Below are 15,031 nucleotides of genomic sequence, written 5' to 3' on the forward strand. Positions count from 1 at the left end.
AGGGGGCCGCCGGGAGCCCGGTCACAGGGAGCCGTGGAAGGTGCGGTTCAGGACGTCGAGCTGCTGCTCGCGGGTGAGCCGGACGAAGTTCACCGCGTACCCGGAGACCCGGATGGTCAGCTGCGGATGGTTCTCCGGGTGCTCCATGGCGTCCTCCAGGACGGCGCGGTTCAGGACGTTGACGTTCATGTGGAAGCCGTCGCTCGCCGTGTAGCCGTCGAGGAGGCCCGCGAGGTTCGCGATCCGCTCCTCGGGAGTGCGGCCCAGGCCGTCGGGGGTGACGGTGCTGGTCAGCGAGATGCCGTCCTCGGCGTCCGCGTACGGCAGCTTGGCGACCGACAGGGCCGAGGCCACGTAGCCGTGGGTGTCGCGGCCGTTCATCGGGTTGGCGCCCGGCGAGAAGGGCTCGCCCGCGCGGCGCCCGTCGGGGGTGTTGCCGGTCTTCTTGCCGTAGACGACGTTGGAGGTGATGGTCAGGACGGACTGGGTGTGCTCGGCGTCCCGGTAGGTCGGATGCCCGCGCACCTTCCGCATGAACTCCTCGACCAGGTGGACCGCGATCGCGTCCGCGCGCTCGTCGTTGTTGCCGTAGGCCGGGTGGTCGCCCTCGATCAGGTAGTCGGTGGCGAGGCCGGTCGCGTCCCGGACCGGGACGACCTTCGCGTACTTGATCGCGGCGAGGGAGTCGGCGGCGACGGAGAGCCCGGCGATGCCGCAGGCCATGGTGCGGCGCACGTCCCGGTCGTGGAGCGCCATCTCGATCCGCTCGTACGCGTACTTGTCGTGCATGAAGTGGATGACGTTCAGGGCGTGGACGTAGACGCCCGCGAGCCACTCCATCTGCTCGTCGAACCGGGCCATGACCTCGTCGTAGTCGAGGACGCCGGAGGTGAGGGCGCCGGTGGCGGGGCCGACCTGGGCGCCGGACCGCTCGTCGCGGCCGCCGTTGATCGCGTACAGCAGGGTCTTGGCGAGGTTCACGCGGGCGCCGAAGAACTGCATCTGCTTGCCGACGGGCATCGCGGAGACGCAGCAGGCGATGGCGGTGTCGTCGCCGAAGCGGGGGCGCATCAGCTCGTCCGACTCGTACTGGACGGAGGAGGTGTCGATGGAGACCTTCGCGCAGAACTCCTTGAAGCCCCGGGGAAGGGACGGCGACCAGAAGACGGTCATGTTCGGCTCGGGGGCCGGGCCGAGGTTGTAGAGGGTCTGGAGGTAGCGGAAGGAGGTCTTCGTGACCAGCGTCCGCCCGTCCTCGCCCATGCCCCCGATGGACTCGGTGACCCAGGTCGGGTCGCCGGAGAACAGCTCGTCGTACTCGGGGGTGCGCAGGAAGCGGACGATGCGGAGCTTGATGACGAAGTCGTCGATCAGCTCCTGGGCCCGCTCCTCGGTGAGGACGCCGGACGCGACGTCCCGCTGGAGGTAGACGTCGAGGAAGGTGGAGGTGCGGCCGAGGGACATCGCGGCGCCGTTCTGCTCCTTCACGGCGGCGAGGTAGGCGAAGTACAGCCACTGGACGGCCTCGTGGGCGTCGGCGGCGGGACGGGAGACGTCGTGGCCGTAGGAGGCGGCCATCGCCTTCAGTTCCCCGAGGGCGCGGATCTGCTCGGCCAGCTCCTCGCGCAGCCGGAGGGTCTCTTCGAGGGAGCGGTCCCCGGCGGGGAGGGAGCTCAGCTCCTCCTTCTCGGCCTTCTTCGCCTCGACGAGCCGGTCGACGCCGTAGAGGGCGACGCGGCGGTAGTCGCCGATGATCCGGCCCCGGCCGTAGGCGTCGGGCAGTCCGGTGACGACCCCGGCCTTGCGGGCGGCGCGGATCTCGGGGGTGTACGCGTCGAAGACCCCGGCGTTGTGGGTCTTGCGGTACTCGGTGAAGACCTTCTCCAGCTCCTCCGACACCGGGTAGCCGTAGGTCTCCAGGGCGCCGGCGACCATGCGCCAGCCGCCGTACGGCATGATCGCGCGCTTGAGCGGGGCGTCGGTCTGGAGGCCGACGATCAGCTCCCGGTCGCGGTCGATCCAGCCGGGGGCGTGGGCGGTGATGGTGGAGGGCACGTCGTACGAGACGTCGTACACGCCCTTGGCGCGCTCCTCGGGGAAGCGGTCGGTGATCGCCTTCCACACGGCGGCGGTCCGCTCGGTAGGGCCGGCGAGGAAGGAGTCGTCGCCCTCGTACGGCGTGTAGTTGCGCTGGATGAAGTCGCGGACGTCGACGGCGTCGCGCCAGGGCCCGCTCTGGAAGCCCTTCCAGGCCCGCTCGTCCACCGTGTCGTGCACCGTCGCTTCAGCAGGGGTCGCAGTCACTTCCCGCACCGCCTTCTCGATTCGTTCGACAGCCTCGTCGCCTGTCTCCCATTCCACTCCTCCCGAGCGGCCGTGCCGGACGGCATTGGTCCCCTTCCGGCGGCCATAGGTCCCGTCCCGGACGTACGGAAGGCCCCGGCCGGTGTCACGCGTGGCACGTGGCCGAGAAGCGCCGGTCCCTGGTGTGCTGTGCTCATGACCAGACCCTTCCTGCCGCTCACGTCCCGCTCCCGCGAGGAGGCCCACCGGGCCGCCACGCCCCTGGAGCTCTTCTTCGACCTGTGTTTCGTCGTCGCCGTGGCCCAGGCCGGCGCCGAGCTCGTGCACGCGGTCGCCGAGGACCACGCCGGCTCGGGCGTCGCGAACTACGCGATGGTCTTCTTCGCGATCTGGTGGGCCTGGATGAACTTCACCTGGTTCGCCTCCGCGTACGACAACGACGACGTCCTCTACCGGGTCGTCACCCTCGTGCAGATCGCCGGCGTCCTGATCCTCGCCGCCGGCGTCTCGCGGGCCTTCGAGGAGCACGACTTCCTCGTCGTCTACCTCGGCTACGCCGTGATGCGGCTGGCCCTCGTCTTCCAGTGGCTGCGCGCCGCCCGCCACGCGACCGACCCGGCCGAGCGGACGATGTGCCACCGGTACGCGGGCGGGGTGCTCCTCTGCCAGGTCGGCTGGCTCGGCCTGGTCCTCGCGCCGGAGCCCGCCCGCCCGTGGGTCTTCGTCTTCATGGCGCTGGCCGAGCTGTCCGTGCCCCTGTACGCGGAGCGGGCCGGGACCAGCGCCTGGCACGCGCACCACATCGCCGAGCGGTACGGCCTGTTCACCCTCATCGTCCTCGGCGAGACCGTCGCCGCCGCGACCGTCGCGGTGAAGTCCGGCATCGTCGAGAACGACGCCCTGGACGAGCTGCTGCCGATCGCCGCCGGCGGCCTGCTCCTCGTCTTCGCCGCCTGGTGGGTCTACTTCGTCGTGCCCGCCCACGACCGGCTGACCTCCAGCCGCCAGGCCTTCCTGTGGGGGTACGGGCACTATCTGATCCTCATGTCGGCCGCCGCCATCGGGGCGGGCCTGGAGATCTCCGTCGAGCAGGCCGTGGGCGAGGCGCACGTCTCCGTGCTCTCGGCCTCCGCCGCCGTGACGATCCCGTCGGCCCTCTTCCTGCTCCTCGTGTGGCTGCTGCACGCCCGCTACTTCAAGGTCGGCACCGCCCAGCAGCTCGTCCTGCCGGTCGCGGCGTTCGCGATCCTGATGTGCTCCTTCGCGGGCCGCTGGGCGGTCCTCGCGGCCGGTCTGGTCGCGGCGGCGGCCGTCGCGACCGGCGTCACCCTGACCGCACGGAACCCGGTGACGCGGGGCGACGGGGCCTGAGCGCCGGGCCGGGCCGCGTGGTAGGCAGGGCGCATGACGGAGCCCGGGAAGACGACGGACGGCCAGGACGGGATCACCGATGTGGGCGGGCTGCGCGTGGGGCACGCGCGCGTGGCCGGTCCGGGGGCGCTGAGCGGCACCACGGTGGTGCTCGCCCCGGAGGGCGGCGCGACCGCCGCCGTGGACGTACGGGGCGGGGGGCCGGGGACGCGCGAGACGGACGCCCTGGACCCGAGGAACGTGGTGGAGCGGATCGACGCGGTCGTCCTGACCGGCGGCAGCGCGTACGGCCTCGACTCCGCCTCCGGCGCGATGGCCTGGCTGGCGGAGCGGCACCGGGGCGTCCGGGTCGGCCCCGACCCGTCCCACGTGGTGCCGGTGGTCCCCGCCGCCTGCGTCTTCGACCTGGGCCGGGGCGGTGACTTCACCGCCCGGCCGGACGCGGCGACGGGCCGGGCGGCGGCGGAGGCGGCCGACGCGAGCGGGGACCACGCGCGCGTGGGGACGGGCGCGGTCGGCGCGGGCACCGGGGCCGTGGTCGGCGGCCTGCGGGGCGGCGTCGGGACGGCGAGCGCGGTCCTGGCGTCCGGGATCACGGTCGGGGCGCTGGTGGTCGTGAACGCGGTGGGCTCGGCCGTGGACCCGACGACGGGCGTCCCGTACGGGAGTTACTTCGAGGACGGCAGGACCGCCTTCCCCGACCCGGAGGTCCACGCGGCGGCGCGGCGGCGGCTCGCGGAGGCGCGGGCGGCGGCCGCCCCTCCCCCGCTGAACACCACGCTCGCCGTGGTCGCGACGGACGCGGCGCTGACCCGCGCGCAGGCGCGCAAGGTGGCGGGCACGGCGCACGACGGCATCGCGCGCGCCGTGCGGCCGGTGCACCTGATGAACGACGGGGACACGGTCTTCGCCCTCGCCACCGGGGCCTGGGAGCTGCCGGAGGGGCCGGGACCGCTCGCCCTGAACGAGATCCTGGCGGCGGGCGCGGACCTGGTGACCCGGGCGATCGTCCGCGCGCTGCTCGCGGCCCCCGGCGGACTGCGCGGCCCGGGCGGCGACTTCCCCTCGTACCGGGAGCTGTACGGGCCGCAGGCGGACCCGTACTCCCGGTAAGGGAAGGGGAGTTGAGGGGAAGAAGGCGGGAACTTCCCTCGTACGCCCTTCGTTTTGCCGGAACACCGGACACGATGTCAGACCCAGGGACTACGTTAAGCAAGCACCAAGTGACATGCGGCGACGGCCTGGAGATCCCCTTGAACGATCCGCAGGATCACCCCGATCCGTACGAGACGACCGAGGCGCACGTCGAACGGCTCCTCGGCCGGGCACTCAACTCCTTCGACCTGCCCGACTCGACCGTCGAGCGCCTCGCCACGGCGCTCGCGCACTCCAGCGCGCTGCACTCCTCGCACCACAGCGCGTCGCTGCACCGCACGACCCACCGCCACACCTATCTGCTCGCCGACGGCGGCACCCTCAGCCTCTGGGAGCTGGTGCACGACGCCGGGCGGGACGGCACCGAGCAGCACGAGCTGTACGCGGAGGAGGCCGAGGCCCGGCTCGCCGCCTCCCGGCTGCCCTCCGGGCCGCCGACGCGCTGGTCGGCCGAGCGCTCCGACGGGCGCGTCCTCGACGAGGACGACGACTTCGAGCTGCTGAGCGCCCTGCTCGCCCGCCCGATACCCACCCAGCCCCGGATGTACGTGCCGGACAACTCCGCCGACCACGCCCGCCGCGTCCTGCGGCGCGCGGAGAACGCGGACCGGCCCGGCGAGGAGACGGCCCGCCGCCTGCGGCTCGCCTTCGCGCACCACATCACGCAGGCCTTCGGCCGCCACTGCCCCGTGGGGGGCGGCCGGGACGCCGGCTTCACCCTCTATGAGCACCAGTTCCTGCTGCTCGACGGCAGCGAGGTCAGCCTCTGGGAGGTGGAGCACACGGCGACCCCCGACGGACGCCACATGTGCGAGGTGTACGAGGACGAGGACACGGCCCGGGCAGCGATGGAGACCCGCGCCCGGGTGCGCTGACCTCCGGCCGCACGGCGAAGGGCCCCCGCCGGGAGACCGTCCCGGCGGGGGCCCTTCGGCGGGGCCGCGCTCAGCGGGTGAGCGCCGACTCCTTCTCGACGCCGGCACCGGTGGCGACACCGGCCTCGGCACCGGCCTCCGCACCCGCACCGCTCGCCGGGGCGGTCTCGTCGCCGCCGCCCTCCAGGTGCTGCTTCGGCTTCGCGGGCAGCGCGAACATCACCAGGAAGATCACGACGAGCACGCCCGCCACCCAGCCCAGGGAGTTCTGGAAGGCGTCCGTGAAGGCCGCGCCCGTCTCCGCCGGGGCCTTCCTGAGGCGGTCGTCGTCGATGAGGCCGAAGAAGACGACCGACACCAGGCCGAGGCCCAGCGCGCTGCCCATCTGCGTGGTCGTGTTGATCAGGCCCGAGGCCGAACCGGCGTGCTCGCGCGGCACCTCCGAGAGGACCGCGTCCGTCAGCGGCGCCACGATCAGGCCCATGCCGAGACCCATGACGACCAGCGGCGGGACCATCTGCCAGGAGGTGATCGCCGTCCCGTAGCGGCCCGCCTCGAAGAGGTAGAGCAGGACGCCCGCCGTCATCGTCAGGGCGCCCGCCTGGAGCACCTTGCGGCCGAAGCGCGGCACCAGCTTCTGCACCGAGAGCCCGGCGGCCACCGAGACCGCGATCGAGAACGGCACCCCGGTGAGGCCCGCCCGCAGCGGGGTCCAGCCGAGCCCGACCTGCATGTAGAGCGTCCAGACCAGGAAGAAGATGCCCATCACAACGCCGAAGGTCAGCTGGACCGCGATGCCGGCCGCGAAGCTCTTCACCTTGAACAGCGACAGCTCGACGAGCGGCGACCCGTCCTTGCGCGTCTTGTACCTCTCGTACCCGACGAGGAGGCCGAAGACGGGCAGGCTGCCGGCCATCATGAGGTGGCCCCACAGCGGCCAGTCCAGCTCGCGGCCGCGCGTCAGCGGGTAGATCAGCATGAGCAGCGCGACCGTCACCAGGAGCACGCCGACCAGGTCGAGGCGGAGCGCCTTCGGCGCCTTGGACTCGGTGATGAACTTCCGGCCCAGGAGCAGGCCCGCGATGCCGACCGGCAGGTTGATGAGGAAGATCGGGCGCCACTCCAGGCCCGCGATGTTCCACTGGGTGAGCAGCGCGCCGAGCAGCGGCCCGGAGACCGCGCCCAGGCCGACGATCGCGCCGAAGAGCCCGAAGACCTTGCCGCGCTCGTGCGCCGGGAAGGTGGCGTGGACGATCGACAGGACCTGCGGCACCATCATCGCGGCCGCCACGCCCTGGAGGAGGCGGGAGGCGATCAGCATCTCCTGGTTGGCCGCGAAGCCGCAGAGCGCCGAGGCGAGCGTGAAGCCGGCGGTGCCGAGGAGGAAGAGCCGCTTGCGGCCGTAGATGTCGCCGAGCCGTCCGCCGGTGATCAGTCCGGCGGCGAACGCGAGCGCGTACCCGGCGGTGATCCACTGGATGGCCCCGATGGTGGCGCCGAGGTCCCGCTCGATGCTGGGGATCGCGATGTTGACGATGGTGGCGTCGACCAGGTCCATGAAGGCGGCGGTCATGACGATGGCGAGGGCGATCCAGCGCCGCTTGTCGCCGGGATCGGCGGGTGCCGCGTCCGGGCCGGCGGGGGTCGGGCCTGCGGAGGTCGGGTCTACGGAGGCCTTGCCGATCGGGTCCGCCGCGTCCGTGACGGCGTCGTGTGAACTCATACGAAGAAAGATAGGAGTCATATAGGTCTGATCGTGTCCTAGATCGGCCCCATCCTGGACGGCATGACGGACACTCCGGCACGACTCCTGCATCTGCTCTCGCTCCTCCAGACCCCCCGCGAGTGGCCCGGAAGCGAGCTCGCCGAACGCCTCTCGGTCTCCCCGCGCACCATCCGCCGGGACATCGACCGGCTCCGTGACCTCGGCTATCCGGTCGAGGCGACCCTGGGCGCGGTGGGCGGCTACCGCCTCGTCGCCGGTACGGCCATGCCGCCGCTGCTCCTCGACGACGAGGAGGCCGTCGCCATCGCGGTCGGCCTGCGCGCCGGGGCCGGGCACGCCATCGAGGGCGTCGAGGAGGCGTCCGTACGGGCCCTGGCGAAGCTGGAGCAGGTGCTGCCCGCCCGGCTCCGGCACCGGGTCTCCACCCTCCAGAACGCGACGATCCCGCTGACCCGGGGCGACGGCGCCACGGTCGCGCCCGCGACCCTGACCGCGCTCGCGGGCGCGGTCACCGGGCGGGAGAAGCTGCGCTTCGGCTACCGGGCGGGCGACGGCGCCGAGACGAAGCGCCTGGTCGAGCCCTACCGGCTGGTCTCCACCGGGCACCGCTGGTACCTCGTCGCCTACGACCTGGGGCGCGAGGACTGGCGCACCTTCCGGGTCGACCGGGTGAGCGACCCGCTGGCCACCGGGGCCCGCTTCGCCCCGCGCGAGCTGCCGGCGGGCGACGCGGCCCAGCTGCTCGCCCGCTCGATGGCCCGGTCGCAGCCGGAGCTGGACCTGGACGTCTCCTTCGAGGCCCCGGCCGGCTTCGTGACGGCCCGCCTCCCGTCCCATCTGGCCCCGGACCCGACGGGCCCCGCCGCCTGCCGGCTGCGCGCCCGGACCGCCGACTCGGTCGAGTGGCTGGCGCTCCGCCTGGCCCTGGTCGACGTCCCGTTCACCGTCCACGGTCCGGAGCCCCTGCGGGCACACGTGGAGGGCCTGGCGGGGCGCCTGGCGGCGGCGGTCCCGGCGCGGGGGTAGGAACCGCGCGGGAACGCGCCCGGGGGCCCGGGGACGGTCGACCGTCCCCGGGCCCCCGGGCGGACGCGGCTCAGGCCACCGCGTCGAAGCCCGTGTCGCGGGCCATCTTCTTCAGTTCCAGCAGGGCGTGCTTCTCGATCTGGCGGATCCGCTCGCGGGTGAGGCCGTGCTCCTTGCCGACCTCGGTCAGCGTCCGCTCGCGCCCGTCCTCGATGCCGTACCTCATGCGGATGATCGAGGCCGTCCGGTGGTCCAGCTTGTCGATGAGGTCGTCGAGCTCCTCGCTGCGCAGCAGCGTGAGCACCGACTGCTCCGGCGAGACCGCCGAGGTGTCCTCGAGCAGGTCGCCGAACTGGGTCTCGCCCTCGTCGTCCACCGACATGTTCAGCGAGACGGGGTCCCGCGCCCAGTCCATGACGTCGACGATCCGCTCCGGCGTCGAGCCCAGCTCGGCGGCGATCTCGGCGGGCTCGGGCTCGCGCCCGTGCTCCCGGTTGAACTCGCGCTGCACGCGCCGGATCCGGCCGAGCTCCTCCACCAGGTGGACGGGGAGCCGGATGGTGCGGGACTGGTCGGCGATGGAGCGGGTGATGGCCTGCCGGATCCACCAGGTGGCGTACGTGGAGAACTTGAAGCCCTTCGCGTAGTCGAACTTCTCGACCGCGCGCACCAGGCCCGCGTTCCCCTCCTGGATCAGATCGAGCAGGGGGAGCCCGCTGCGCGGATAGCGCCGGGCGACGGCCACCACGAGCCGCAGGTTGGACTTGATGAAGAGGTCCTTGGCACGCTCGCCCTCGGCGACCAGCGCCTCGAGCTCCTCGCGGGACGCGCCGCCCGCCTCGGTGTCCACCTCTCCGTCGAGTATCTGCCGGGCGTACACGCCGGCCTCGATCGTCTGGGAGAGCTCGACCTCCTTGGCGGCGTCGAGCAGGGGCGTGCGCGCGATCTCGTCGAGGTACATGCCGACCAGGTCGCGGTCGGCGATCTCCCCGCCCACGGCGCGAACGCTGCTCGCCCGGCCGGCCCCGCTCCGGGCGGAGGTCTGACGGCGGGCGACGGCACGGGTTGCCATGCGTGCTCCCTTGCTGAGTAGGTCACGACACCCTTTCGGGTGCCCTGCATCCGACGGAAACAACGACTGGAATCAGGACAGAATTCCCACCCGGCACATGGATTTTCGCGATCATGCAGTATCCTGCGCGGCTTCCGCCCCTGCGAGCGTGCCGCCGGAACCCACGGAGGCGCAGGTCAGACCGGGCACGGAGGGTGGTGCGGCGCCCCTCGCGGGGGCCCTCGACCACACTGTCGGTGAGACCGCGATCACATGCGGCGCCACCCCTTCAGACGCGGGGCGGGGCCGGGCGGTTGCCTGCGCGACGGCGGGCGCGGGCGGCCGGGGCCATGAACCCGACGGCGGGCACGGGCGGCCGGGGCCATGAACCCGACGGCCGGGGTCCTAGGTCTCGGCGGCCCCCGGGCCTAGGTCCGCGGCCCGTTCCGCCGCGCCCCTCCCCCGCCCTACCGTCGGCCCCATGACCGACACCACCGGAACCCTGGACGAGGCCCTCGAACGGCTCCACGACAGCGGGCCCGAGCGCCACGGCTGGCTGAGCAACCACGCCCCGATGGCCGTCGAGGCGCTGGTCCGCCACGGGCAGGCCGCCACCGTGCACCGCTGGCTGGACCGGTACGCGGACAAGCTGGAGGAGCCGCCGCCCCCGTACGCCCCCGTCACGGCGGACGGCTGGCGCGAGGCATTGGGCGATCCGGCCCGGAGCACCGACTGGACCCGCTTCTTCGCCCGGGAGCTGGCGGAGCGCCCCTGGCGGGCGGTCCTCGCCGAGTGGTGGCCCCGGCTGCTCCCGGGGATCGCGGCCGGGGCGACGCACCCGGTGATCCGCACGGGCCACGCCGTACGGACCCTGCTCGCGTCCCCGGAGGGCGCGACGGCCCCGCGCCTGGCCGAGCTGGCGCACGCCCTCGGCTACTGGGCGGCCCGCCACCAGCCGCTCCCGCCGCTCACCGCGCTGGCCGTCGCGCCGACGGCGGCGGCCGCGCTGGACGCCGTACCGCCGGTTCCGGACCAGGACGGCGGGATCCGGCACCGGCTCGCGCAGCTGACGGCGTTCCCGGTGTGGGGCGGGGCGCGGGACCCGGAGGCGGCGAGGGCGCTGCTCACCGAGCTGGTGGCGGCGGCGACGCACCGGTACGCGACCCACGGATACGGCGAGCCGGTCATGCTGGTGCACGCGGCGACCGCGCCGAACGCGGTCCTGCGCGTCCTGCCCGCGCTCCCCCGCGCGCTGTGGGCGCCGAGCCTGTCGGCGGCCTGGGCGGCGTCGGCCGCGGTGACCGCCGCGTACACCCCGGTGGAGCCCGCCCCGTACGAGGCCACCCCGCTGACCCCCGAGGAGGTCTTCGCGCGGGCGGCGGCGCACGGCGACGACCACACGATCAAGTTCACGGACACGGCGCTCGACGTGGGCGGTCCGCTCGCGCTCGCGGCGGCCGTCCGCTCGGTCGAGCTGAACGCGCCCGCGTTCCCGTGACTACCCGAACTGGACCGACCGCTTGGCGAGGCCCATCCAGAAGCCGTCGATCACCGACCGCTCCGCGTCGAGGTCCCCGGCCGCGTCCGCCGCGCCCATCGTGACGAAGAGCGGCGCGAAGTGTTCGGTACGGGGGTGGGCGAGGCGCCCGGCGGGCGACTTGCGCGCGAAGTCGAGGAGGGCGTCGACGTCCCGCGCGGCGAGGGCCTCCCGCCCCCAGGCGTCGAACTCGGCGGACCAGCCCGGCACTCCGCCCCCGGGGTGCCGGAGCGCGGCCAGGTTGTGGGTGAAGAAGCCGCTGCCGACGATCAGGACGCCCTCGTCGCGCAGCGGGGCGAGCCGCCGCCCGACGTCCATGAGCCGGCGCGGGTCGAGGGTGGGCAGGGAGATCTGGAGCACGGGGACGTCGGCGTCCGGGAACATCTCGACGAGCGGCACGTACGCGCCGTGGTCGAGGCCCCGGTCGGGGATGTCCTGCACGGGCGTGCCGGGCGCGCGGAGCAGCTTGCGGACGCTCTCGGCGAGCGCGGGCGCGCCGGGGGCGGCGTACTCCACCCGGTAGTAGTGCTCGGGGAAGCCCCAGAAGTCGTACACGAGGGGGACGGTCTCGGTGGCGCCGAGCGCGAGCGGGGCCTCTTCCCAGTGGGCGGAGACCATGAGGATCGCCGCGGGTCGCGGCAGCTCGGCGGACCAGGCGGCCAGCTCGCCGGGCCAGACGGGGTCGTCGGCGAGCGGCGGGGCGCCGTGGGACAGGTAGAGGGCGGGCATCCGTGCCTGTACGGGGTCCATGGCGGCCACCTCCGGCTTCCTTCGCGAACCAAGGTTCTTGAAACTTCAAGCTTACGGGGCCAGCATAAGCCGACTTAGTTCAACTTTCAAGAATGAGTCGTACGATGGGAACCATGGGAGACATGACCGAACCGCGCTGGCTCACCGACGAGGAACACCAGGTCTGGCGCGCCTACCTCCACGCCACCACGCTCCTGGAGGACCACCTCGACCGCCAGTTGCAGCGCGACGCCGGGATGCCGCACATCTACTACGGCCTGCTCGTCCAGCTCTCCCAGGCGCCCCGCCGCCGTATGCGGATGACCGAACTGGCCAAGGACGCCAAGATCACCCGCTCCCGGCTCTCCCACGCCGTGGCCCGCCTGGAGAAGAACGGCTGGGTGCGGCGCGAGAACTGCCCCTCCGACAAGCGCGGCCAGTTCGCCCGGCTCACGGACGAGGGCATGGAGGTCCTCCGGCGGAACGCGCCCGGTCACGTGGCGGCCGTGCGCCAGGCCCTGTTCGACCGGCTCTCGGAGGAGCAGGTGCGGCAGCTCGGCACGATCATGCGGGTGATGGCCGAGGGCCTCGAACCGACGGACCCGGACGCGGACCTGCCCTGGCTCCGCTGAGGACGCGAGTGCGCGCGTACGCGGGGCCAGGGCAGGGGTACGGGGGTTCCGGCGGTCAGTGCGCGACGACCGGGATCCTCACCTCGTCGTCCGCGCCGGTGCCGGACCCGGCGACCACGCCGCCCTCCGGCTTCCCGGTGTTGATGAACGCGAAGGCGATGGCGGCCGAGACGGCCAGGATGCCGACCGCCCACCAGATGGCCGCCGCGTACCCCTCGACCATGCCCTGGAGCCGGAGCAGCTTCTGGGCGGCCGGGGTGGTGGCGCCCGCCGCGTGGTCGGCCAGGTAGGCGGTGGTGGCCGAGGCGGCGATCGTGTTCAGGAGGGCCGTGCCGATGGCGCCGCCGACCTGCTGCGAGGTGTTGACCATCGCGGAGGCCACACCGGCGTCCCTCGGGTCCACGCCGTGCGTCGCGAGCGACATCGCCGGCATGAACGCCGTGCCCATGCCCAGGCCGAGCAGCAGCTGCGCGGGCAGGATCAGACCGGCGTACGAGGTGCCGATCTCCAGCTGGGTCAGGAGCGACATGCCGACGGCGGCGGTCAGGAAGCCGGGGGCCATCAGCAGGCGCGGCGGGACGCGGGTCATCAGGCGCGCGCCGATCTGGGTCGAGCCCGTGATCATGCCCACGATCATCGGCAGGAACGCGAAGCCCGTCTTGACCGGCGAGTACCCCTTCACGATCTGGAGGTAGTACGTCAGGAAGAGGAACAGGCCGAACATCGCGATGACGGCGAGGCCGAGCGACAGGTAGACGCCGCCGCGGTTGCGGTCGGCCAGGACGCGCAGCGGGAGCAGCGGGGACTTCACGCGGGCCTCGGTGGCCACGAAGGCCAGGAGCAGCACGGCGGAGCCGACGAAGAGGCCGATCGTGCCGGCGTCGCCCCAGCCCTCGGACTCGGCGCGGGTGAAGCCGTACACGAGGGCGACCAGGCCCAGGGTGGACAGGATGACGCCGGGGACGTCGAGCGGGGAGCGGTTGCGGCCCCCCGCCGGCTCGCGGACGACGAGGTACGCGCCGACGGCGGCGACCACGGCGAACGGGATGTTGACGAAGAAGGTCCAGCGCCAGTTCAGGTACTCGGTGAGGAAGCCGCCGAGGATCAGGCCCACGGCGCCGCCGCCACCGGCGATCGCGCCGTAGATGCCGAAGGCCTTGGCGCGCTCCTTGGCGTCGGTGAAGGTCACGGCGAGCAGCGAGAGCGCGGCGGGCGCGAGGAGCGCGCCGAAGGCGCCCTGGAGCGCGCGGGCGCCGAGCATCATGGCCTCGCCGTTCGCGGCCCCGCCGAGGGTGGAGGCGGCGGCGAAGCCGGCCAGGCCGACGATGAAGGCGCGCTTGCGGCCCCACAGGTCGGCGATCCGGCCGCCGAAGAGGAGGAGGCCGCCGAAGGCGAGGGCGTAGGCGGTGATGACCCACTGCCGGTTGCCGTCCGAGATCCCGAGGTCCTGCTGGGCGGAGGGCAGGGCGATGTTCACGATCGTCGCGTCGAGGACGACCATCAGCTGGGCGAGGGCGATGAAGACGAGCGCCTTCCAGCGCCCGGGGTCGGGCGTGAGCGCGCCGCTCGTGGGGTTGTCGGCGATTTTCGGCATGGGTGGGGCCACCTCTTGGTGCGTACTGACTGAAAAGGGACTTAAGGCTGTGGCGGGCGGCCGGGGAGGGCGGCGCCCCGGACCGGGGTCACGACGGGCAGGTGTCGCGTCTCAGGTCCTCCAGGGTGATGGCCGTCCCGGTCAGCTCGGAGCGCGCGGGCGCCTCCAGGCCGTCGAGGAACAGCTGCAGATGACGGCGTACGAACGGGGCGAAGGCCGCGCAGGCGGTGCCCGGCAGCGGGCGGGTCAGCTGCGACACCGCCACCATCAGGTCGCCGACGCCGACGTCGGCGCGGAGCCGGCCGGCCCGCTGCGCCCGGTCGACGATCCCCTGGACGACCTCCTCCAGGCGGTCGCGCTCGGCCACCAGGTCGGGGTGGTCCTTGCCGAAGGCGCCGTCGAGCATCGGGCAGAGGGCGCCGACGCGCTCGTCGGCGGCGCCGTGGACGAAGCGGCGAAGGGCGGCGAAGGTGTCGTCCTCCTCCTCGGCGGCCCGCTCGGCCAGCTCGGTGACGCGGGCCATGAGCGAGAGGACGACCTCGCGGACGAGGTCGGCGCGCTCGGGGAAGTTCCGGTAGAGCGTGGCGTTCCCGACGCCGGCGCGGCGGGCGATCTCGTCGTACGGCACCTGGGAGCCGAACTCGACGAACATCTCGCGGGCCGCCGTCACGATCCGCTCGCGGTTGCGCAGGGCGTCGGCGCGCGGCCGGGGTGCGCGGCGGGCGGGCGCGGCGGTGTCGGCGTTGCCGGTCACGTCGGGTCCTCCTCGAACAACGGGGTCACGGGGTCGGTGGGGGCGCAGGGTCACGGGGCCGTCGGGCCACCGGTGCGCCGGGGTCGAACAGATCCGGGGAAAGGTTCCCCACTTCTCTCGACACAGGCGTAAACGGGGAGACAGTCCCCGGTTATTTCCGGCCATCTCTGTGACCCCGGTCACACAATCCTCGTTTCACGGAATACCCACGATCGGGCCACCCGGCGCGCGCGGCCGAACCACCCGCCACAGGCTGATCGCACAGCGCGGATCCCGC

General features: G+C 73.1%; 12 protein-coding genes. 6 read left to right on the forward strand and 6 right to left on the reverse strand.

Going from position 1 to position 15,031, the window contains the following annotated elements; translation table 11 throughout:
• Window positions 1–21: 21 nt before the first annotated feature.
• A complete protein-coding gene (pflB, locus tag ACIQVI_RS28615; RefSeq protein WP_403600971.1) occupies window positions 22–2,313 on the reverse strand; it encodes a formate C-acetyltransferase in 2,292 nt (763 codons plus the stop codon).
• Between the two features lie 186 nt (window positions 2,314–2,499).
• Between pflB and ACIQVI_RS28620 the strand changes: the two genes are divergently transcribed.
• The 3 genes from ACIQVI_RS28620 (at window position 2,500) to ACIQVI_RS28630 (ending at window position 5,705) form a co-directional block, all read left to right on the forward strand.
• Window positions 2,500–3,675, forward strand: coding sequence for a low temperature requirement protein A (locus ACIQVI_RS28620; RefSeq protein WP_403600974.1), 1,176 nt, complete (start codon window positions 2,500–2,502; stop codon window positions 3,673–3,675).
• A 33-nt stretch (window positions 3,676–3,708) separates the two neighbouring features.
• Window positions 3,709–4,788, forward strand: coding sequence for a P1 family peptidase (locus ACIQVI_RS28625; protein ID WP_403600977.1), 1,080 nt, complete (start codon window positions 3,709–3,711; stop codon window positions 4,786–4,788).
• A gap of 140 nt (window positions 4,789–4,928) precedes the next feature.
• Window positions 4,929–5,705 (forward strand): DUF6227 family protein, encoded by a 777-nt coding sequence (locus ACIQVI_RS28630; protein WP_403600980.1) that lies wholly within the window; start codon window positions 4,929–4,931, stop codon window positions 5,703–5,705.
• 70 nt (window positions 5,706–5,775) lie between these two features.
• Here ACIQVI_RS28630 and ACIQVI_RS28635 read toward each other — a convergent pair whose 3' ends face one another.
• Window positions 5,776–7,428, reverse strand: a complete 1,653-nt coding sequence (locus ACIQVI_RS28635) for an MFS transporter (RefSeq protein WP_403600983.1) — start codon at window positions 7,426–7,428, stop codon at window positions 5,776–5,778.
• 63 nt (window positions 7,429–7,491) lie between these two features.
• On the opposite strand from ACIQVI_RS28635, the gene ACIQVI_RS28640 reads away from it, so the two are divergent.
• The gene (locus ACIQVI_RS28640) at window positions 7,492–8,457 is read left to right on the forward strand and encodes a helix-turn-helix transcriptional regulator (RefSeq protein ID WP_403600986.1); all 966 of its coding nucleotides are present in this window, start codon (window positions 7,492–7,494) and stop codon (window positions 8,455–8,457) included.
• Between the two features lie 70 nt (window positions 8,458–8,527).
• Here the strand turns inward: ACIQVI_RS28640 and ACIQVI_RS28645 are convergent, their stop codons facing one another.
• Window positions 8,528–9,529 carry an RNA polymerase sigma factor RpoD/SigA gene (locus ACIQVI_RS28645; protein ID WP_403600989.1) on the reverse strand — a complete coding sequence of 334 codons (1,002 nt, stop codon included), beginning with the start codon at window positions 9,527–9,529 and terminating at the stop codon, window positions 8,528–8,530.
• Window positions 9,530–9,989: 460 nt separating this feature from the next.
• Here ACIQVI_RS28645 and ACIQVI_RS28650 point away from each other — a divergent pair, with 460 nt between their 5' ends.
• Entirely contained in the window at window positions 9,990–11,006 is a 1,017-nt protein-coding gene (locus ACIQVI_RS28650; protein WP_403600992.1) for a questin oxidase family protein, read from the forward strand.
• On the opposite strand, the gene ACIQVI_RS28655 is transcribed toward ACIQVI_RS28650, so the two are convergent.
• Window positions 11,007–11,795: a dioxygenase gene (locus ACIQVI_RS28655; RefSeq protein ID WP_403600995.1), complete on the reverse strand. Its 789-nt coding sequence runs from the start codon at window positions 11,793–11,795 to the stop codon at window positions 11,007–11,009. It lies immediately after the preceding gene.
• A gap of 104 nt (window positions 11,796–11,899) precedes the next feature.
• Here ACIQVI_RS28655 and ACIQVI_RS28660 point away from each other — a divergent pair, with 104 nt between their 5' ends.
• Window positions 11,900–12,406, forward strand: coding sequence for a MarR family winged helix-turn-helix transcriptional regulator (locus ACIQVI_RS28660; protein ID WP_121828311.1), 507 nt, complete (start codon window positions 11,900–11,902; stop codon window positions 12,404–12,406).
• Between the two features lie 55 nt (window positions 12,407–12,461).
• On the opposite strand, the gene ACIQVI_RS28665 is transcribed toward ACIQVI_RS28660, so the two are convergent.
• On the reverse strand, window positions 12,462–14,000 hold the full coding sequence (locus tag ACIQVI_RS28665) for an MFS transporter (protein ID WP_403600998.1): 1,539 nt from the start codon (window positions 13,998–14,000) through the stop codon (window positions 12,462–12,464).
• 88 nt (window positions 14,001–14,088) lie between these two features.
• Entirely contained in the window at window positions 14,089–14,754 is a 666-nt protein-coding gene (locus ACIQVI_RS28670; RefSeq protein WP_403601001.1) for a TetR/AcrR family transcriptional regulator, read from the reverse strand.
• Window positions 14,755–15,031 lie beyond the last annotated feature (277 nt).

Source organism: Streptomyces sp. NPDC098101, from assembly GCF_044760185.1.
Classification (GTDB): Bacteria; Actinomycetota; Actinomycetes; order Streptomycetales; family Streptomycetaceae; genus Streptomyces.

Coding starts and splice junctions, on each gene's coding strand:
- ACIQVI_RS28620 (WP_403600974.1), top strand. CDS start 2,500: ATGACCAGACCCTTCCTGCCGCTCACGTCCCGCTCCCGCGAGGAGGCC.
- ACIQVI_RS28625 (WP_403600977.1), top strand. CDS start 3,709: ATGACGGAGCCCGGGAAGACGACGGACGGCCAGGACGGGATCACCGAT.
- ACIQVI_RS28635 (WP_403600983.1), bottom strand. CDS start 7,428: ATGAGTTCACACGACGCCGTCACGGACGCGGCGGACCCGATCGGCAAG.
- ACIQVI_RS28640 (WP_403600986.1), top strand. CDS start 7,492: ATGACGGACACTCCGGCACGACTCCTGCATCTGCTCTCGCTCCTCCAG.
- ACIQVI_RS28645 (WP_403600989.1), bottom strand. CDS start 9,529: ATGGCAACCCGTGCCGTCGCCCGCCGTCAGACCTCCGCCCGGAGCGGG.
- ACIQVI_RS28650 (WP_403600992.1), top strand. CDS start 9,990: ATGACCGACACCACCGGAACCCTGGACGAGGCCCTCGAACGGCTCCAC.
- ACIQVI_RS28655 (WP_403600995.1), bottom strand. CDS start 11,795: ATGGACCCCGTACAGGCACGGATGCCCGCCCTCTACCTGTCCCACGGC.
- ACIQVI_RS28660 (WP_121828311.1), top strand. CDS start 11,900: ATGGGAACCATGGGAGACATGACCGAACCGCGCTGGCTCACCGACGAG.
- ACIQVI_RS28665 (WP_403600998.1), bottom strand. CDS start 14,000: ATGCCGAAAATCGCCGACAACCCCACGAGCGGCGCGCTCACGCCCGAC.